A 17849-nucleotide genomic window follows, 5' to 3' on the forward strand; every position below is an offset into this window, starting at 1 on the left:
GCGGATTCATGGCCAACCAAACATCCACGAAGTCCTGAGACATCAAAACTCCACGATGTATTGAGACATCAACTATCCACGATGTCCTGAGACATCACATCGCGTTCTTGGGGGCTTAGCTCACGGTTCGGGGAGGCGTTCGGGGGCCTGGTCGGCGTAGAGGGTGGCGTAGGTGCCGCGTAGCGCGAGCAGCTCGCGGTGGGTGCCGCTCTCCACCACCCGGCCGCCGTCGATCACGAAGATCACGTCGGCGGTGACGATGGTGGACAGCCGGTGCGCGATCGCGATGGTCGTGCGGCCCCGCGAGGCGGTGTCGAGGGCAGCCTGCACGACCCGCTCGGAGATCGCGTCCAGTGCGCTGGTGGCCTCGTCGAGAATCAGCACCTCCGGGTCTTTCAGCAGCACCCGGGCGATCGCCACTCGCTGCTTCTCACCACCGGAGAGCCGGTAACCGCGTTCGCCCACCACGGTGTCGTACCCGTCGGGGAACGACTCGATGGTGTTGTGGATGTTGGCGGCCCGCGCCGCGGTCTCGAGCTCGGCATCCGTCGCGTCGGGTTTGGCGTAGCGCAGGTTCTCGGCGATGGTGGCGTGGAACAGGTAGGTCTCCTGGCTGACGATGCCGATGTGGGAGACCAGCGACTCCTGGGCGAGGTCGCGCACGTCCACGCCGGAGAACAGCACCCGGCCGGCCGAGGCCTCGTAGAAGCGGGGAATCAGGTACGACACCGTGGTCTTGCCCGCGCCGGACGGCCCGACGAAGGCGGCGAACTCACCGGGTTCGATCGTGAACGAGACCGCGTCGAGGGTGGGCCGGGATGCCTCGGCCGCGTCCGGGTAGGCGAAGGTGACGGCGTCGAACTGCACCCGCCCGGTCACTTCGGGCACCGGGCGGGCGTCGGGGGCGTCGCTGATGGCCGGGGTGAGGTCGAGGTACTGGAAGATGCGAGCGAACAGGGCGCTGGAGGTTTGCAGGTCGAGGGCCACCCGCATCAGGCCGAGCAGCGGGAAGAGTAGCCGGGCCTGCACGGTGGTGAATGCCACGATGGTGCCGGCGGTGATGTCGGTGGCGCCGCCCGTGAGCAGCAGGCCGGCGACCAGGTAGACGATGGCAGGGATGCTCGACAGGAAGATGCTGACCATGGCGAAGAACCACTGACCGCTCATCTGCTGGCTGACCTGCAGGTGCACCTGGTTGTCGTTCTCGTCGGCGTAGCGGGCGATCTCCGTCTTCTGCCGGGTGAAACTCTTCGACAGCAGGATGCCCGACACGCTCAGGGTCTCCTGGGTGATGGCCGTCATATCGGAGAGCGACTCCTGGGTCTTCGCCGCGATCCGCGCCCGCACCTGGCCGACCCGGCGTTGCGCCACCACCAGGATCGGCATCAGGATCAGCGCCACCACGGTGAGTTGCCAGTTGAGCAGCAGCATCGCGACGAACGCCGCGATCACCGTGACGGAGTTGCCTAGCACGCTCGAGACGGTGTTCGTGAGCACCCCGGCTACACCGCCGACGTCGTTCTGCAGCCGGGACTGGATCACACCGGTTTTCGTGCGGGTGAAGAAGCTGAGTTCCATGGCCTGCAGGTGGCTGAACAGCCGCACCCGCAGCTCGCCCATCACCGAGTTGCCCACGGTGGCGGTGAGCCAGGTCTGCCACACCCCGAGCAGCGCTGTGGTGACGTAGGCGGCGATCATCAACGCCACCAGCACCGACAGGGCCTGCAGATTGGGCCCGCCCGACGGCGGGAACAGGCCCACGTCGAACGCCCGCTCGATCAGGAGTGGCGGCAACACCGACAGGGCGGCCGAGACGAGTACCAGAATCACCGTGACGGTGAGCTTGCGGCTGTGGCCGGCGAACAGCGCCCGGATGCGCGCGAGCAGGTGGGGAATCTGCGGGGCCTCCGCGTTCAGCGCCCGCTGGGCCTCGACGTCATCGCCGCCGACCCGCGTGCGGCGCCCCCGGAACTGGTCTGCGGGGCGTGCTCCCCCGCCGTGCATTCCGCTCATTGCTTCACTCTAAGTCAGCGGGCCGACCCTGCAGGTGCAGGGCCGGCCCGTCACAACCCGGCGAGTGTCCCCCGGGCCATGCTTTGCGGGTGTTACCCCTTGGTCGAGCCGGCCAGCAGTCCGCGCACGAAGTAGCGCTGCAGGCTGAAAAACACGATCAGCGGCACGACCAGCGACACGAATGCTGCCGCTGTCAACCGTTGCCAGTCCTGGCCCCTGGTGCCGGTGAGCTCCGCCAACCGTTGGGTGAGCGGCGCCACATCCTGGGTGCCGCCGGAGAAGATCAACGCCACCAGCAGGTCGTTCCAGACCCAGAGGAACTGGAAGATCGCGAACGACGCCAGAGCCGGAACGGCCAGCGGCAGCACGATGCGGAAGAAGACCTGACCGTGGCTGGCGCCATCCACTCTCGCCGCTTCGATGACCTCACCCGGAATCTCGGAGATGAAGTTGTGCAGCAGGAAGATCGCCAGCGGAAGCGCGAAGATCGTGTGCGCGATCCAGACCGGCAGGTAGCCCTGCTCGGGAATCATCGGGATGATCGAGTGGATCCACTCCTGGCCGGGCCGCAGGAACTGGGTGAACATCTGCAGCAGCGGGATCAGGGCGAGCTGCAGCGGAACGATCTGCAGGGCGAAGATCAGCACGAACAGGGCGCCGCTCCACTTGAACTTGATCCAGGCGAAGGCGTACGCGGCCATCGCGGCGATCACCAACGGGAACAGGGTGGCCGGAATGGCGATCGCCAGCGAGTTCACGAAATAGGCGCCCAGCTGCGGCGACGACTGCGAGGTGCTGAACAGCACCTCCTGGTAGTTGTCCAGCGTGAATCCCGGGTTCTGGAAGATCGTCCACCAGCCGGTGGTGCTGATCAAACCGGCCGGCCGGAACGACGAGATGAACAGGCCGAAGGTCGGCAGGGTCCACAGCACCGCGATCACGAGGGCCACCACCGTCGCGGTGCGTGAGGTGAGGCGCTTCTTGACCCGGGCTGACTTGCCCACGACCTCAGCGGTCGTGTCGACCCTGGTCTTCGTGGCACCCGGGATGGGCAGGTCGACTACGTTGTCGCTCATCGGATCTCCCTCTGCTGACGCAGGACTCGTACGTTGTAGATGACGATCGGCAGCACCAGCAGGAACAGCACGATCGCCAGTGCGGCGCCTCGGCCCTGCTCGCCGGCGCGGAACGCCTGGGTGTACATCTCGTTGGCGATGACGCTGGTGTTGAAGTTACCGGCGGTCATGGTGCGCACGATGTCGAACACCTTGAGGGTGGCGATCGAGATGGTGGTGATCACCACGACCAGCGAACCGCGGATGCCCGGCAGGGTCACGTTGGTGAACCGCTGCCACGGGTTGGTGCCGTCCAACTGTGCGGCCTCGATCTGCTCGGTGGGCACACCCTTGATCGCGGCGGAGCAGATCACCATGGCGAACCCGGTCTGGATCCAGATCATCACCACGATCAGCAGGAAGGTGTTGATCGGCGAGGTCTGCAACCACTGCACCGGTTCGGCCCCGAACCAGACCAGGATCTGGTTGAGCAGGCCGATCTGAGCGTTGTCCCCGGACTTGTAGTCGTAGACGAAACGCCAGATGATGCCGGCGCCGACGAAGGAGATGGCCATGGGCATGAAGACCAGGGCCTTGAAGTACTTCTCACCGCGGGACTTGTCGATGAACATCGCGTAGGCCAGGCCGATGGCGGTGGAGAGAATCGGAACGACGACGACCCAGATGATCGTGTTGCCCAGGGTGACCAGTGCGGCCGGCTGGGTGAACATCCAGACGAAGTTCTCGCCGCCCACCCACTCGCCAGAGCTGTTGCTGAAGGCCAGCAGCGAGGTGCGGAAGGCCGGGTAGATGAGTCCGACTGCCAGCAGGATCAGGGCGGGGAGGAGGAAGAAGGCAAGTTGCCAGTAGTCGCGCCCGCGTTTGGGCGCCTTGTCGATCAGGAACAGCACGAGCCCGATAACGAGCGAGAAGGCGGCGAGAGCCGCAACCACCTGAATTATCTTGCCGAGTAGATCTGCGGTCGTCATTGGCCGGACCCTTCTATGGTCTCGAGGAGGGGTGGTGGAAAGTTTGGGGGTAATGCGGGGGTGGGCCCGCCTCGCGGCGGACCCACCCCGGAAAGCGGAACTAGCTCTTCGGCCAGCTCGACTCGATGGTGTCGACGACCTTCTGGGTGTCGTCACCGCTCAGCCAAGACACGATGCCCTTCCAGAAGGAGTCGGTGCCGACGGCGCCCGGCATCAGGTCAGAACCGTCGAAACGGAAGACCGTGTTCGGGTCCTGCAGGATCTCGACGCTCTGCTTGAGGATGTCGCTGGATGCGAGCGAGGCGTCCAGACCGGTGTTGGCGCTGATGACGCCGCCCAGCTCAACGCGGTTGTTCGCCCAGGTGTCGCTGGAGAGGTAGCTCAGCACTGCGGTGATCTCGTCGCTCTCGGCGAAGGCACCGACCAGCTCGCCACCACCGGTGACGGCCTGCTCTCCACCGGACTCTGCCGGCGGCAGCAGGAAGGCGTACACGTCGCCGTCAGGAGCAACGGTGACGGCCGACTCATCGGCGTTCTTCCAGAAGCCCTCGTAGAACGAGGCCTGGTGGTGCAGGGCGCAGGAGCCGTCGAGGACCGGGAGGCCGGCGTCGCCGAACTCCGTGGAGATAATCGACGAGACGTCGCCGAGTCCACCGTTGACGTAGTCCGGGTTCTTCAGGATGTCGCCGACCGAGTTGAACGCGGTGACGATGGCCGGGTCGTTGAACGGGATCTCGTGCGTGACCCACTTGTCGTAGGTCTCGGCGCCGGCCTGGCGCAGGACGTAGTCCTCAATCCAGTCCGTTCCCGGCCAGCCGGTGGCGTCTCCGGATCCGACACCCGCGCACCACGGCACAGTGCCGTCAGCGGCGATCTGGGCGGTGAGGTCCATCATCTCGTCGAGCGAGGTGGGGATCTCGTAGCCCTTTTCCTCGAACATCGCGGGTGAGTACCAGACGTAGCCCTTGATGCTGGCCATCAGCGGTGCGGCGTAGAAGGTGCCGTCGGACGCGGTGCCGTAGCCCTTCCAGTCGGTGGACCACCACTTGTCGACGTTGGCTTCGACGGCCTCGGGTGCGGGCTTCAGGAAGCCGGCATCGGCCAGCTTGTTGAACAGACCGGGCTGCGGGATGATGCCGATGTCGGGAGCGCTGCCGCCCTCGGCGAGAACGGCGATCTGAGCCTCGAACTCCTTGGTGCCGGTGTAGTTCACGGCGATACCCGTGCAGGCCTGGAAGTCGGCCCAGGAGGAGACAAGCCGGTCGGCTTCGTCATCCTGGATGGTGCCACCGATGGTGACCTCGGGGTTGCCTTCGAAAGTTCCGTAATCGGTGTACGCCGAGCAATCGGTGTCTTCCGCGGTCTGGGCGGCGATATCGCCGGTACAGCCGGTCAGGGCGAGTCCCATCACTGCGGCTGCAGCGACCGGGACAATGAGCCGGCGGCGCTGTTTCACGCTCATGCAAATCCTCCTCGTTGAGTGTTGCCAGTGGCCGATCCGCGAATCCGGGCCGGCCGAAATGTGGTGCAGGTGCTCGTGGTGACAAATCTGGAAACGATTGCATAAGGAACCGGTTCCACACCACAAAGTACGGCACGGAACCACGCGCCACAAGCCCAAATTGATCACAGATTGACAAAGATCGCGCTCTCACGACAAAGGGCCTTCGATCTGATCACGCTTCGGTCCCAAAAATGAGGAACCGGTTCCAGAACTGCCCGGGCAACAGCTATGGTGTGCACAGCGGTTCCAAGGACGGAGGCTGGCAGTGAGCGCAATTGCCGATGTCGCACGCCTCGCCGGCGTCGCCAAGGCCACCGCTTCCCGTGCACTCAGCGGCCGCGGGTATGTTTCGGAGGAAACTCGCCTCAAAGTCGTCGCCGCCGCCACCATGATCGGCTACGTCGCGTCACCCAATGCGGCCAGCCTCGTCACCGGCCGCACCCAGAGTGTCGGGGTGATCATCCCGTTCATCAGCCGTTGGTTCTTCGCCGAAATTCTCGAGAGCATCGAGCAGGCCCTGCTCGCCCGCGGCTACGACATGACCCTGTACAACCTGCCCGCGCCGTCAGAGGAGCGGGAGCGGGTCTTCGATTTCTTCCTCGCCCGCAAGCGCTTCGACGGCGTGATCTCGGTGGGGGTCGAACTCGCCGACTCCGAGGTGCAACTGCTGCACCGCCTCGGCCGCCCGCTGGTGGGCATCGGCGGCGAGATTCCCGGCGTGCACACCATCGCCATCGACGACATCGCCGCGGCGCGGCTGGCCACAGAGCACCTGCTCAGCCTCGGCCATACCGACATCCGGCACATCGGCGGCGACCAGATCGACCAGATGGACTTCGCCGTGCACACCAAGCGGCTCACCGGCTTCACCCACGCGATGCACGCGGCCGGGCTGCCCACCGACGGCTGTTTCTCGCCCTGCGCCTTCACCGTGCCTGGCGGCTACGACGTGGGGCTCGCCCTGTTCGGCGACCCGCACCAACGGCCGACCGCCGTGTTCGCGGCGAGCGACGAGATCGCCATCGGGCTCATCATCGCCGCGCGCGAGCTCGGCATCCAGGTGCCCAGCGAGCTCTCGGTGATCGGCATCGACGGGCATCCGTGCGCGGAGATGTTCCGGCTCACCACCATCGAGCAGCACCCCCGAAACCAGGCGCGGATGGCCGTGGAATCGCTGCTCGCCGCCCTCGAGCCCGCGGCGGAACCGGTGGCTGCCGGGCTCACCCGGGCACCGACGAACCTGGTCATGCGCTCCAGCACCAGCGCGCCGCGCTGACTCGACTGCGCAACTGTTGCCCGTGCGGACAACTGCGCCCGGCGCACCGGGCGCAAGTGTCCGGTGCGGAAACAGTTGCGGCGCTCACCGGTGAGTGTCGCCCGCTCGGGTTAGCCTCGAGGGGATGAATTCAGATCCAGCCGGGGCGGTCACCCGCTACACGCCCAGGCGCCCGTTCGACCTGGTCGCCACCATGGCTCCGCACCGGCGCGGCAGCGGCGACCCGACGTTCCGGGCGGATGCCGCCGGCATCTGGCGCACCCAGCGCACCCCGCTGGGCCCCGCCACCATGTTGCTGCGGCAGGGCACCGACGGGGTGGTGGATGCGCGCGCGTGGGGCGAGGGTGCCCACTGGTGCATCGAGCAGGTGCCGGCGTTGCTCGGCCATCACGACGACTGGACCGGGCTCGACCTCGGCGCCCACCCGGCTCTCGCCGAGGTGCGCCGCCGCGCACCCGGGGTGTGGCTCGGCCGGTCGGGTCTGGTGTTCGAGGCGTTGCTGCCGGCGATCCTGGAGCAGAAGGTCACCATCCTCGAAGCCCACCGCGCCTGGTACCGGCTGATCCGCGTGCACGGCGAAGTGGCGCCAGGGCCGGCGCCGCTCGGCATGATGGTCTCCCCTGGCCCGGAGCGGTGGCGGCTGGTGCCGTCGTGGGAGTGGCACCGGGCCGGGGTCGACCCGCGCCGGTCCCGCACCGCGGTGACGGTGGCGGCCGTCGCCGGTTCTCTCGACCGGCCCGTCGACGTGGTCACCGCGGCCCGGCGGCTGCAGTCCCTGCCGGGAGTGGGCCGCTGGACCGCGGCCGAGGTGACCCAGCGCTCGCACGGCGACCCGGATTCGGTGAGCGTGGGCGACTATCACCTTGCCGCCCAGGTGGGCTGGGCCCTCACCGGCTCACCCGTCGACGACGACGGCATGCTCGAACTGCTCGAGCCTTTTCTCGGGCACCGGCACCGGGTGGTGCGGCTCATCCTGGGCAGCGGCTACCGCGCCCCGCGGCACGGGCCGAAGATGACCATCCAGGATCACCGCTTCCACTGAGCCCGGCGGCATGCGTGGGCCTCGCGGCACGCGTTCGGCCCGGCGGCACGCGCTGGAACACGTGCCGCCGGGCGTAATGCGTGCCGCGGGAGCGTGGGCCCGGGCGGGCAGTCGAGAACCCGCAGTCAGAACGGGGTCAGCTGTCGCCGGCGCCGATGGCCTGTGCTTCTTCGAGTTCATCGACCGCACCGTCGGCCTGGGCGAGGTGCCGACGGCCCAGCACGATCAGCAGCAGGGCCACCAGCACGGATGCCGCGGCGGCGTAGAACGGTGTCGCCGACGTGAATTGGTCGGCGAGCAGGGTGGCTGCCGGCGGGGCGATGGCGCCGCCGAGGAAGCGCACGCCGGAGTACGACGACGAGGCGACGCTCCGAGGCAGGTCGGTGGCCTCCATCACGCTCTCGGTCAGCACGGTGTTGAGCACGCCGAGCAGCAGACCGCCCACGATCACGCACAGCACGAGGCCGACGGCGTTGGCCACGAGCACCCCGGCCACGGCCAGGTCGAGCGCGAGTAGCGGCAGCACCAGCCAGAGCACCCGGCTGCGACGCATCCGCCGGGTGAGCAGCGGCGCCACCCAGACCGAGGTGACGGCGAGGGAGATGCCCCAGCCGAAGAAGACCAGGCCGAGGTTGACGGCGCTGCCCAGGCCCAGCGGCACAAGCGCGAACGGCGTGTAGGCCAGCAGCACGAAGAAGCCGATGTTGTAGAACAGGGCGGCGGCGGCGAGGATGCCCAGGCCCGGCCGGGCCAGCGCCCGGAACGGGGCGGACAGTCGGGTGGGGGTGGGCTTCGGCCCCTCGGTCTTGAGCAACACGACGATGGCGATGAAACCCACGGCCATGAGGGTGGCGCTGCCGAAGAACGGCCCGCGCCAGCTGATGCTGCCCAGCAGCCCGCCCAGCAGGGGCCCGATCGCGATGCCCAGGCCGAGGGCGGCCTCGTAGAGAATGATCGCCGACGAGGTGCCGCCGGCAGCGGCGCCCACGATGGTGGCCAGCGCGGTGGAGATGAACAGGGCGTTGCCCAGGCCCCAGCCGGCGCGGAAGCCGATGATCGACTCGACGTCCTGGGAGAGCCCGGCGGCGAGGGCGAAGACCACGATCAGCGCCAAGCCGATCAATAGGGTGCGCTTGGCGCCGATGCGGCTGGAGAGCCAGCTGGTGAAGAACATCGCAATGCCGGTCACGAGCAGATAGCTCGTGAAGAGCATCTCGGTCTCGGTGGGGGTGGCGGCCAGGTCCGCGGCGATGGCCGGCAGGATCGGGTCGACCAGGCCGATGCCCATGAACGCGATCACGCAGGCGAAGGCGACGGCCCAGACGGCGGTGGGCTGGTGCAGGATGCTGGTGCCGGCCGGGGCGCCGTGGCCGGAGCGTGCTCCGGTGCCGGTGGGTGCGGCGGGTGCGGTCGGGCGGCTCATCGGGCGACCTGCCCGGTGGCGACCGTGCGCTTGGGGGCACCGAGGTGCTGCGGTGCATCCAGTTGCTCGGTGGCAGCCACCCGGTCACGAAGGATGGCGACGGCGCGCTCGAGCGTGTCGACGTCGCTGGCGGGCAGGTCGGCGAAGTAGGGCAGCAGGGCCGCGGCCAGTTCGGTGCGCCAGGCCACGAGGGCGGCTTCGCCGGCCGGGGTGATCACCGTGCGGCTGACGCGGGCGTCGGCCGGGTCGCTCTGCCGCTTGATCCAGCCGCGGTCGGCCAGGTTGCCCACCAATTTGGTCATGGTGGGCTGCGAGACGCGGCTGAGGTCGGCGAGGTCGCCGAGGCGGATCGGGCCGGTGGACAGCAGCACGCTGAGGGTGCGCCAGACGGCGGGCGACTCGGTGCCTCGCGCGGCGCGGGCGGCCACGCGGGTGAGACGGTGGTTGACGGAGACCAGGTCCCCGAGGATGTCGGTAAGTTCTGCGGGCATTACCCAATTATATACATAGCCAAGCTATATATCTAGCCCACCTCCGCGAGCTGTGACGTAAGCCCCGAAAACTCGGGATTTTGGGTGCTTTGCTCACGGGTCGCGAGGGTTAACTGCGACGAGCGCCGCATCCGTGAGGATACGACGCTCGTCGCGAGTGAGTCGGCTAAGCCGTTACACCTGTTGTAGAACTGCCCCTTGCGGGGACCGACTACTTGAGGGTGACGGTTGCGCCAGCGGCCTCGAGGGAAGCCTTTGCCTTCTCGGCAGCTTCCTTCGCAACGCCCTCGAGGACGGCCTTCGGCGCGCCATCGACAACGGCCTTGGCCTCGCCGAGGCCCAGGCTGGTGAGCTCGCGCACAACCTTGATGACCTGGATCTTCTTGTCGCCAACGGCGTCGAGGATGACGTCGAACGCGCTCTGCTCTTCGACCTCTTCGGCAGCGGCGGCGGGGCCAGCGGCTCCGGCGACGGCGACGGGGGCGGCCGCGGTGACCTCGAAGGTCTCCTCGAATGCCTTGACGAACTCGGAGAGCTCGATGAGGGTGAGGCCCTTGAACTGCTCGAGCAGCTCTTCAGTGGAAAGCTTTGCCATGATTTTTCTCCTATTAGTTTCTTAGTTACTCACCGCGGTACAGGCAGATGCCTAGTTCGCGGACTCCTGCTTTTCACGCAGCGCTTCGATGGTGCGAACAGCCTTCGAAAGCGGGGCGTTGAACAGATATGCGGCTCCGAACAGCGAGGCCTTGAAGGCGCCGGCAAGCTTGCCGAGCAGAACTTCACGGGACTCGAGGTCGGCGAGCTTGCCTACCTCTGCGGCGGTCAGGGGGTTACCGTCGAAGTAACCACCCTTGACAACCAGGAGAGGGTTTGCCTTGGTAAAGGCACGCAGGGTCTTCGCGACGGTGACAGGGTCTCCGTGCACGAATGCGATTGCGGACGGGCCAACGAGCTCCTCGTCAAAAGACGTGATGCCGGCGTTGTTGGCCGCGATCTTGGTCAGCGTGTTCTTTACCACGGCGTACGTGGCGTCGTCACTGATGGATGTGCGCAGCTCCTTGAGCTTCGCAACAGTGAGTCCGCGGTACTCGGTGAGCAGAACGGCGGTCGAGCTCTGGAATTTCTCCGTAAGCTCGGCGACCGTTGCTTCCTTGTTCGCCATGGCGCTCCTCTTAGTATTCATGTGCCGGTAGCCCGGGGCGCAGACATGAAAAAAGCCCCAGCGCAAGCGCCGGAGCTGAGCGGTCGATGACCGGGAAACTTCGAACACCTGCGCGGGCCGTTCACGTGAATGAACCTTCGATCGCTTTTCCTTATTCTGGGCAGCGACAACCGGCGGTCTTTGGCTGTTCCCCACCTTACGGGATGGCGGGCCGCGCGTGCAAATCGAACCGGGCGTACGGCGGATCCAAAAACTAGTTGACAGAAGTCCACTATGTATTTATAGTTGACATCTGTCAATCACATCTCTGGAGATTCATGCCTCGCCGCTCACGCACCACCCCCACCCCGAACCGGGCCATCTCGGCCGACGGTTCCATGACCAAGCGCCAAGTGCTCGAAGCTCTGTCCGGCCTGCTCCTGGGCATGTTCGTCTCGATCCTCGCCGGCACCGTGGTGAGCACCTCGCTGCCGATCATCATCTCCGACCTGCAGGGTGACCAGTCCGCGTACACCTGGGTCATCACCGCCACGCTGCTGGCCACCACGGTGTCCACGCCCATCTGGGGCAAGTTCGCCGATCTCTTCAACCGCAAGCTGCTCATCCAGCTCGCCCTGGCCGTCTTCGTGATCGGCTCCGCCCTCGCCGGCTTCTCGCAGGACACCGGCACCCTCATCGGCTTCCGTGTTCTGCAAGGCCTCGGCGCCGGTGGCCTCGCCGCGCTCAGCCAGATCATCATGGCCGACATCATCAGCCCCCGTGACCGCGGCCGCTACGCCGGCCTGTTCGGCGCCGTCATGGCCGTCGGCACCGTCGGCGGCCCGCTGCTCGGCGGCGTGGTGACGGATGCGTTCGGCTGGCGCTGGAACTTCTTCATCGCCCTGCCCATCGCCATCATCGCCATCGTGCTCCTGCAGCGCACCCTGCACCTGCCCGCCCGCGTGAAGCGTGCGGTGAAGATCGACTACCTCGGCGCCGCGCTCATTGCCGGCGGCGTCTCGCTGCTGCTGATCTGGGTGACCCTGGCCGGCAACGACTTCGAGTGGGCATCCGTCACCTCGTTCATCATGGTCGCCGTCGCAGCCCTCCTACTCGTGGCCGCCGTGATCGTGGAGTTCAAGGTCGACGAGCCGATCATCCCGCTCTCCCTGTTCAAGAACCGCACCTTCACCCTGGCCACCATCGCCAGCATCTCGGTGGGTGTGTCGATGTTCGGCACCTCCGTCTTCCTCAGCCAGTACATGCAGTTGGCCCGTGGCGCGACGCCCACCCAGTCCGGTCTGCTCACCATCCCGATGATGGGTGGCCTGCTGATCTCCTCCACCCTGTTCGGAACGGTGATCAGCCGTACCGGCAAGTGGAAGTCGATCATGGTCTCCGGTGCGGTTCTCGTCATCGCCGGTCTGTTGCTGCTGGGCACCCTGCAGTACGACACCAACCTGATCCTGGTCGGTATCTTCATGGCAGTGCTCGGCGCCGGCCTCGGCATGCTGATGCAGAACCTGGTGCTGGTCGTGCAGAACTCCATCGAGGTCACCAACCTCGGTGTCGCCACCAGCGCCGTCACCTTCTTCCGCAGCCTCGGCGGCACCATCGGCGTCTCGGTGCTCGGGTCGGTGCTCGGCACCGTCGTCGCCCAGCACATCAAGGACGGCATCCCCGCGCTCAGCCCGGCCAACCAGGCCGCCGCTGTCGAGACGCTGGGCTCCGGCGTGATCCCCCACGTCAGCAGCCTGCCGGGTGCGATCCGGGTGCTCGTCGAGTCCGCCTACGGCAGTGGAGTGGGCACCGTCTTCCTGCTCGGTGTGCCGCTGGCCGTGATCACCCTCGTGATGGTCGCCCTGATGCCCAATGCCTCACTCGGCACCCAGACCGCGATCGCCCTGGCCAAGGCCAAGGCGAAGCTCGACGGCACCGCCAACGCGAAGGTAGAGAGCCAGCGCGAGCTCGAGGACGCCGAGGACATCCTGATCGAGGTGGGTGCGGCATCCGCCGGACTCACACCGGTGGGAATGGCCACACCGACCGGTTCGATCCGCGTGCTGCGTGACGCCGAAAATGCGTCGGGAAACCCGAGCACGGGTCGCTAGTGTGATGGTCATGACCGACCACGGCGAGCTTCCCCCCGTCACCGCCGCCGGCGACGTCACCCCCACCGGTGACGTCGCCGCGGCGCTGGCCGAGGTCGAAGAACAGATGATGGAGCTGGGCGCCCACGTTCGAGCCGCCCTCCGCGACGCGGCCACCCGGGTCGATCCGGCGCTGCAGCCATTCGGCTTCAAGATCCTGCGCACGCTGCGCCGGTGCGGGCCGACCCACGCCAGTGCCCTGGCCGAATCGTTGGAGGTGGACCGCAGCGTGATCAGCCGTCAGGCTCGCCTGCTCGAGGAGCTCGGCCTGTTGGAACTCGCGGCGGATCCCGCTGATGGCCGGGCCCGGTTCCTGGCGGCGACCCCGTTGGCGATCGAGAAGCTGTCGGCGGTGCCTGGCAGCGACAAAACCTTCATCAGCGCCCGCCTGGCCGGCTGGCCGGAGGCCGACCTCACCCAGTTCGCCGGGTTCCTGTCCCGGCTGAACGCGCCAGACGGTGGACCCACTCCCGTCGCCTAGCCCGGCCTCTCCCCCGGGCCACCGGCCCCGCGGGCATGATGGATGCATGAGCATCAGCGCCGAGGCCGTTCCGAATGGGTATTCCGCCAGCAGACAGGATGGCACCTATCCGCGTCCGCAGCTCGTGCGCCGGCACTGGCGCGAGCTGGCCGGCGAGTGGGGGTTCGCGTTCGACGACGCCAACCTCGGTGAGGCTGCCCGCTGGTACGCGCAGCCCCGGTTCGACCGCACCATCCAGGTGCCGTTCCCGTTCGAGTCCGAAGCCTCTGGCATTCACGACCCCGGCTTCCACCCCACGATCTGGTACTCCCGCCGCTTCGGCGCAGACGACCTGACCGCGGCCGGCTTGATCGCCGGCACACCGGCTCAGCGCCTGCAGCTGAGGTTCGGGGCCGTCGACTACCGGGCCAGGGTATGGGTCGACGGCACCTTCGTCGGCGAGCACGAGGGCGGGCAGACACCGTTCTCCTTCGACATCACCGACGTTCTCGACCCCGCCCTGGCGGACCACACGGTGGTGGTGCGTGCGGAGGACGATCCACTCGACGCCGCACAGCCGCGGGGAAAACAGGACTGGCGACTCGAACCGCACTCGATCTGGTACCACCGCACCAGTGGCATCTGGCAGCCGGTCTGGTTGGAAGCCACACCCGACACCGCCGTCGCGCTGTTGCACTGGACACCCGATATCACGACCGGAACTGTGCGCGTGCGGGTCGACCTCAGCCGCCGTCCGCCGGCCGGCAGCACCCTCGGCTATGCCCTCAGCTTCGAGGGCCGGCTGGTGGCGGATGCCAGCCACACGGTTTCCGAGGCCACCTCGACGACCACCATCACCCTGCCCGCGCACACCAACGGGCAGGCCTGGGAAGAACTGCTGTGGACCCCGGAGAACCCGCGACTGCTGGACGCCACGGTGACGCTGTCAGCCCCGGGCGCCGCCCCGGATGTGGTGCAGTCCTACCTCGGACTGCGCTCCAGCGCGGTCGCCGGAGGCCGGTTCCTGCTCAATGACCGGCCGTACTACCTGCGCTCCGTGCTGCAGCAGGGCTACTGGCCCGCATCACATCTGGCCGCCCCCTCCCCGGCCGCGCTCCGGCGCGATGTCGAGCTGATCAAGGAGCTCGGATTCAACGCCACCCGGGTGCATCAGAAGATCGAGGATCCACGGTTCCTCTATTGGGCGGACCGGCTGGGCCTGCTGGTCTGGGGAGAGGCACCCGGCGCCTTCGCGTTCAGCGCCGCAGCCGTCGCGCGCACAACCATCGAATGGATGGCCGTGCTCGAGCGCGACCACTCGCATCCGTCCATCGTCACCTGGGTGCCGATCAACGAGAGCTGGGGAGTGCCGCAGATCGCGCACGACCCAGCCCAAGCTGCCTTCTCCCGGTCCCTGGCCCAGCTCACCCGGGCGCTCGACCCCTCCCGCCCCGTCATCTCCAACGACGGCTGGGAACACGTCGACTCCGACATCGTGACGGTGCACGACTATGACGCGGACGGGCGGACTCTCGGCGCGCGCTACCGCGACGAAACGGCGATCGACCGGCTGCTCGCCAGCGCCGGTCCGGCCGGCCGGCGCCTCCTGCTTCCCGGCCAGGACCCGGCCGCACCGGTGATGCTCACCGAGTTCGGTGGCATCTCGTTCGCGACGGAGCACACCGAGCCCGATGCCTGGGGGTATTCCACCGCGAGTTCAGCGGATGACTTCCTCGACCGGTTGGCCGACCTGGTGGATGCCGTCGACAAGAGCACCGTGCTGGCGGGGTTCTGTTATACCCAGCTCACCGACACGCTGCAGGAGACCAACGGACTGCTGGATGCGGATCGTGCGGCCAAGGCGCCGATCGAACGCCTGCGCGCGATCATCAGCGGGACGCGTCCGGGCTGAGCCCGGTATCGGCCAGGGGCAGCACGACGCGGAAACTGGTGCGCCCCGGCCGGCTGTCGACGGTGACCTCGCCGTGATGGGCCGTCACGACGGCCTGCACGATCGCCAGCCCGAGGCCCGTGCTGCCGCCGGTGCCGCGGAACCTCGAACTGTCCCCGCGGGCGAACCGCTCGAACAGGGTGGCGCGCAGGTTCTCCGGAATGCCGGGACCGTTGTCGGTGATCGTCACCACGGCGTTGTCGCCCGAGGTCGCCAGCGCGACCTCCACCCGGGTGCCGGCATCGGTGTGCACCCTGGCGTTGGCGAGCAGGTTCGCGAACACCTGGTGCAGGCGCGGGCCGTCGCCGGCCGCGAGCACGGGCTCCTCCGGCAGGTCGAGGTCCCAGGAGTGATCCCGGCCGGCCGCGTGGGCATCGCTGACGACGTCGACGAGCAGACTGGTGAGGTCGACGGGTTGCCGCTCCAGCTCACGACCCTCATCGAGCCGGGCGAGCAGCAGCAGGTCTTCGACCAGCACGGTCATGCGCACCGACTCGGATTCGATCCGGCCGATCGCGTGCATGGCGTCCGGCGGCAGTTCCTGGCCACTGCGCCGGGTGAGCTCGGAGTAGCCGCGGATGGACGCGAGCGGGGTGCGCAGCTCGTGGCTGGCATCCGCGACGAACTGGCGCACCTTGTTCTCGCTGGCCTGCCGGGTCTCCAGGGCCACGTCCACGTGGTCGAGCATGCGGTTGAGGGCTGAACCCACCCGGCCCACCTCGGTGCGGGGATCGGTGTCGGCCGCCGGCACCCGGTCGACGAGTAGAACCTCGCCACGGTCGAGCGGCAGCTCTGACACCCGCGCGGCGGTGTCGGTGACCCGCTGCAGCGGGCGGAGCGCCAGCCGTACGATCGCGGTGGCGATGAACGCCACCAGAACGATTCCGGCCAGGGACACGAGCGCGATGATGAGTGCCAGCTGCGTGGCAGTGCTGGTGACGCTGGAGACGGGCAGCCCGGTGAGATACAGCTCGCCGGTGCGGAGGGTCGCGGCGAGCACTCGGTATTCACCCACGTCGCCGCCGAGGTTGACGCTGAACGGGGCCGAGCGTTCCTCTTGCTGCAGGGCGGAATCCAGTTCGGTGACGAGCTGGGTGACCTGGTCGTTGGTGAGAGCCACGACGGTGCCGGTCTCGTCGGTGTAGCCGGCGGAGACGGTGCTGCCGTCGTAGACCAGCGCCAGGGTGCCGGGCGACTGGCCCGGCCCGTTGAGCACGAGTTCGGCGGTGGGGGGCACGGTCGAGAAGTCGTTGCCGCCGGGCCGGTTACCGAGTGCGCTGCTGGAGCGTTGCGCGGCATTCTCCAGCTGAGTGTCGAGGCCCTCCATCAGGTTGGCGCTCAGGATGGCGACGCTCACCGCCCCGATCACCAGGCTCACCGCGGCGAGCGTCGCGACCATCGCCACGACCAGGCGGCGGCGCAGGGTCCACGGCGCACGTCCGTTGCGCGTCGCGATGATCGGAGCGTCGGCGGGTGAGCGGCGGGCCATCAGGCGATCTTCAGCATGTAACCGGCACCGCGCACCGTGTGGATCATGGGGTCGCGGCCGGCGTCCACCTTCTTGCGCAGATAAGAGATGTAGATCTCCACGACCGACGACTTGCCGCCGAAGTCGTAGCTCCACACCCGGTCGAGGATCTGCGCCTTGCTGAGTACCCGGCGCGGGTTACGCATCAGGAAGCGCAGCAGTTCGAACTCCGTGGCGGTCAGTTCGATCTGCTCGCCGGCCCGGAACACTTCGTAGCTGTCCTCATCCAGGGTGAGGTCGCCCACGGTAATTCGCGGGTCGGTGGAATCCGACACCGCCAGGGTGGAGCGGCGGATGAGCCCGCGCAAGCGCGCCACCACTTCCTCCAGGCTGAACGGCTTGGTGACGTAGTCGTCGCCGCCGGCGGTGAGACCGGCGATGCGGTCGTCGAGGGAGTCTTTGGCGGTGAGGAAGAGCACCGGCGTCTCGTAGCCATCCGCCCGCACCCGCTGCAGCACCTGCAGGCCGTCGATGTCGGGCAGCATGATGTCGAGCACGATGGCGTCGGGCCGGAACTCGCGGGCAAGGGTGATCGCAGCGCGGCCCTCGCCGGCGGTGCGTACTTCCCAACCCTCGTAGCGGAGGGCCATCGAGAGCAGGTCTGTGAGGGTGGGTTCGTCGTCGACGACCAGCACCCTGATCGGGGAACCGTCGGCCTTGTGAAGGCGTGGTCCGTGTGCCGACTGCTCGTTTACTCGTGTGCTCATGAAGAAAAGTATCCGCGCCTTTCCTATGAAGCGGCTATGTGTCGCCCACGGCGAGCCTGTGAGAACCCCGGCGGCCGGATCGCTGGGCAGATTCATAGGTTCTGCATAGTGCGGCCATA

General features: G+C 67.5%; 15 protein-coding genes. 5 read left to right on the forward strand and 10 right to left on the reverse strand.

The features are described from left to right. Positions 1 to 120: 120 nt before the first annotated feature. From CTB96_RS00080 to CTB96_RS00095, 4 genes are all read right to left on the reverse strand, one after another. Positions 121 to 2013 carry an ABC transporter ATP-binding protein gene (locus tag CTB96_RS00080; protein ID WP_427846455.1) on the reverse strand — a complete coding sequence of 631 codons (1893 nt, stop codon included), beginning with the start codon at positions 2011 to 2013 and terminating at the stop codon, positions 121 to 123. Between the two features lie 92 nt (positions 2014 to 2105). Further along, positions 2106 to 3089 (reverse strand): carbohydrate ABC transporter permease, encoded by a 984-nt coding sequence (locus CTB96_RS00085; protein WP_248283133.1) that lies wholly within the window; start codon positions 3087 to 3089, stop codon positions 2106 to 2108. Further along, positions 3086 to 4057, reverse strand: a complete 972-nt coding sequence (locus CTB96_RS00090; RefSeq protein ID WP_110124881.1) for a carbohydrate ABC transporter permease — start codon at positions 4055 to 4057, stop codon at positions 3086 to 3088. The genes CTB96_RS00085 and CTB96_RS00090 overlap by 4 nt, the downstream gene beginning before the upstream one ends. Positions 4058 to 4157: 100 nt before the next feature. Beyond that, positions 4158 to 5519: an ABC transporter substrate-binding protein gene (locus CTB96_RS00095; protein WP_110124882.1), complete on the reverse strand. Its 1362-nt coding sequence runs from the start codon at positions 5517 to 5519 to the stop codon at positions 4158 to 4160. Positions 5520 to 5826: 307 nt separating this feature from the next. Between CTB96_RS00095 and CTB96_RS00100 the strand changes: the two genes are divergently transcribed. Continuing rightward, positions 5827 to 6837, forward strand: a complete 1011-nt coding sequence (locus CTB96_RS00100; RefSeq protein WP_110124883.1) for a LacI family DNA-binding transcriptional regulator — start codon at positions 5827 to 5829, stop codon at positions 6835 to 6837. A gap of 124 nt (positions 6838 to 6961) precedes the next feature. Next, positions 6962 to 7879 (forward strand): DNA-3-methyladenine glycosylase family protein, encoded by a 918-nt coding sequence (locus tag CTB96_RS00105; RefSeq protein WP_110124884.1) that lies wholly within the window; start codon positions 6962 to 6964, stop codon positions 7877 to 7879. Positions 7880 to 8015: 136 nt separating this feature from the next. On the opposite strand, the gene CTB96_RS00110 is transcribed toward CTB96_RS00105, so the two are convergent. The 4 genes from CTB96_RS00110 to rplJ all read right to left on the reverse strand — a co-directional run bounded on the left by CTB96_RS00110 (position 8016) and on the right by rplJ (position 10955). Next, positions 8016 to 9302 carry an MFS transporter gene (locus tag CTB96_RS00110; RefSeq protein ID WP_110124885.1) on the reverse strand — a complete coding sequence of 429 codons (1287 nt, stop codon included), beginning with the start codon at positions 9300 to 9302 and terminating at the stop codon, positions 8016 to 8018. After that, a complete protein-coding gene (locus tag CTB96_RS00115) occupies positions 9299 to 9793 on the reverse strand; it encodes a MarR family winged helix-turn-helix transcriptional regulator (RefSeq protein WP_110124886.1) in 495 nt (164 codons plus the stop codon). The genes CTB96_RS00110 and CTB96_RS00115 overlap by 4 nt, the downstream gene beginning before the upstream one ends. A gap of 211 nt (positions 9794 to 10004) precedes the next feature. Continuing rightward, positions 10005 to 10388 carry a 50S ribosomal protein L7/L12 gene (gene rplL / locus CTB96_RS00120; protein WP_066592329.1) on the reverse strand — a complete coding sequence of 128 codons (384 nt, stop codon included), beginning with the start codon at positions 10386 to 10388 and terminating at the stop codon, positions 10005 to 10007. 51 nt (positions 10389 to 10439) lie between these two features. Beyond that, positions 10440 to 10955 carry a 50S ribosomal protein L10 gene (rplJ, locus tag CTB96_RS00125; protein WP_110124887.1) on the reverse strand — a complete coding sequence of 172 codons (516 nt, stop codon included), beginning with the start codon at positions 10953 to 10955 and terminating at the stop codon, positions 10440 to 10442. Positions 10956 to 11272: 317 nt separating this feature from the next. Between rplJ and CTB96_RS00130 the strand changes: the two genes are divergently transcribed. The 3 genes from CTB96_RS00130 to CTB96_RS00140 are packed head-to-tail and all read left to right on the forward strand — an operon-like array spanning position 11273 to position 15456. Beyond that, positions 11273 to 13045 (forward strand): MFS transporter, encoded by a 1773-nt coding sequence (locus CTB96_RS00130; protein WP_427846456.1) that lies wholly within the window; start codon positions 11273 to 11275, stop codon positions 13043 to 13045. 10 nt (positions 13046 to 13055) lie between these two features. Then, positions 13056 to 13565, forward strand: a complete 510-nt coding sequence (locus CTB96_RS00135; protein WP_181397078.1) for a MarR family winged helix-turn-helix transcriptional regulator — start codon at positions 13056 to 13058, stop codon at positions 13563 to 13565. Positions 13566 to 13611: 46 nt separating this feature from the next. Beyond that, positions 13612 to 15456: a glycoside hydrolase family 2 protein gene (locus CTB96_RS00140; RefSeq protein WP_110124889.1), complete on the forward strand. Its 1845-nt coding sequence runs from the start codon at positions 13612 to 13614 to the stop codon at positions 15454 to 15456. Here CTB96_RS00140 and CTB96_RS00145 read toward each other — a convergent pair. Together CTB96_RS00145 and CTB96_RS00150 are read right to left on the reverse strand one after the other, a co-directional pair. Next, a complete protein-coding gene (locus CTB96_RS00145) occupies positions 15434 to 16984 on the reverse strand; it encodes a sensor histidine kinase (protein ID WP_110124890.1) in 1551 nt (516 codons plus the stop codon). The genes CTB96_RS00140 and CTB96_RS00145 overlap by 23 nt on opposite strands. Then, positions 16984 to 17730: a response regulator transcription factor gene (locus CTB96_RS00150; protein ID WP_110124891.1), complete on the reverse strand. Its 747-nt coding sequence runs from the start codon at positions 17728 to 17730 to the stop codon at positions 16984 to 16986. The genes CTB96_RS00145 and CTB96_RS00150 overlap by 1 nt, the downstream gene beginning before the upstream one ends. Positions 17731 to 17849: the final 119 nt, after the last annotated feature.

Origin of the sequence: Cryobacterium arcticum (genome assembly GCF_003185895.1) — a bacterium.
Lineage (GTDB): Bacteria > Actinomycetota > Actinomycetes > Actinomycetales > Microbacteriaceae > Cryobacterium > Cryobacterium arcticum.

Excerpts from the sequence above, each read along its gene's own strand:
- CTB96_RS00130 (WP_427846456.1), top strand. The coding sequence starts at position 11,273 with ATGCCTCGCCGCTCACGCACCACCCCCACCCCGAACCGGGCCATCTCG.
- CTB96_RS00135 (WP_181397078.1), top strand. The coding sequence starts at position 13,056 with ATGACCGACCACGGCGAGCTTCCCCCCGTCACCGCCGCCGGCGACGTC.
- rplL (WP_066592329.1), bottom strand. The coding sequence starts at position 10,388 with ATGGCAAAGCTTTCCACTGAAGAGCTGCTCGAGCAGTTCAAGGGCCTC.
- CTB96_RS00090 (WP_110124881.1), bottom strand. The coding sequence starts at position 4,057 with ATGACGACCGCAGATCTACTCGGCAAGATAATTCAGGTGGTTGCGGCT.
- CTB96_RS00140 (WP_110124889.1), top strand. The coding sequence starts at position 13,612 with ATGAGCATCAGCGCCGAGGCCGTTCCGAATGGGTATTCCGCCAGCAGA.
- CTB96_RS00145 (WP_110124890.1), bottom strand. The coding sequence starts at position 16,984 with ATGGCCCGCCGCTCACCCGCCGACGCTCCGATCATCGCGACGCGCAAC.
- CTB96_RS00080 (WP_427846455.1), bottom strand. The coding sequence starts at position 2,013 with ATGAGCGGAATGCACGGCGGGGGAGCACGCCCCGCAGACCAGTTCCGG.
- CTB96_RS00115 (WP_110124886.1), bottom strand. The coding sequence starts at position 9,793 with ATGCCCGCAGAACTTACCGACATCCTCGGGGACCTGGTCTCCGTCAAC.
- CTB96_RS00085 (WP_248283133.1), bottom strand. The coding sequence starts at position 3,089 with ATGAGCGACAACGTAGTCGACCTGCCCATCCCGGGTGCCACGAAGACC.
- CTB96_RS00095 (WP_110124882.1), bottom strand. The coding sequence starts at position 5,519 with ATGAGCGTGAAACAGCGCCGCCGGCTCATTGTCCCGGTCGCTGCAGCC.
- CTB96_RS00105 (WP_110124884.1), top strand. The coding sequence starts at position 6,962 with ATGAATTCAGATCCAGCCGGGGCGGTCACCCGCTACACGCCCAGGCGC.
- CTB96_RS00110 (WP_110124885.1), bottom strand. The coding sequence starts at position 9,302 with ATGAGCCGCCCGACCGCACCCGCCGCACCCACCGGCACCGGAGCACGC.
- CTB96_RS00150 (WP_110124891.1), bottom strand. The coding sequence starts at position 17,730 with ATGAGCACACGAGTAAACGAGCAGTCGGCACACGGACCACGCCTTCAC.
- rplJ (WP_110124887.1), bottom strand. The coding sequence starts at position 10,955 with ATGGCGAACAAGGAAGCAACGGTCGCCGAGCTTACGGAGAAATTCCAG.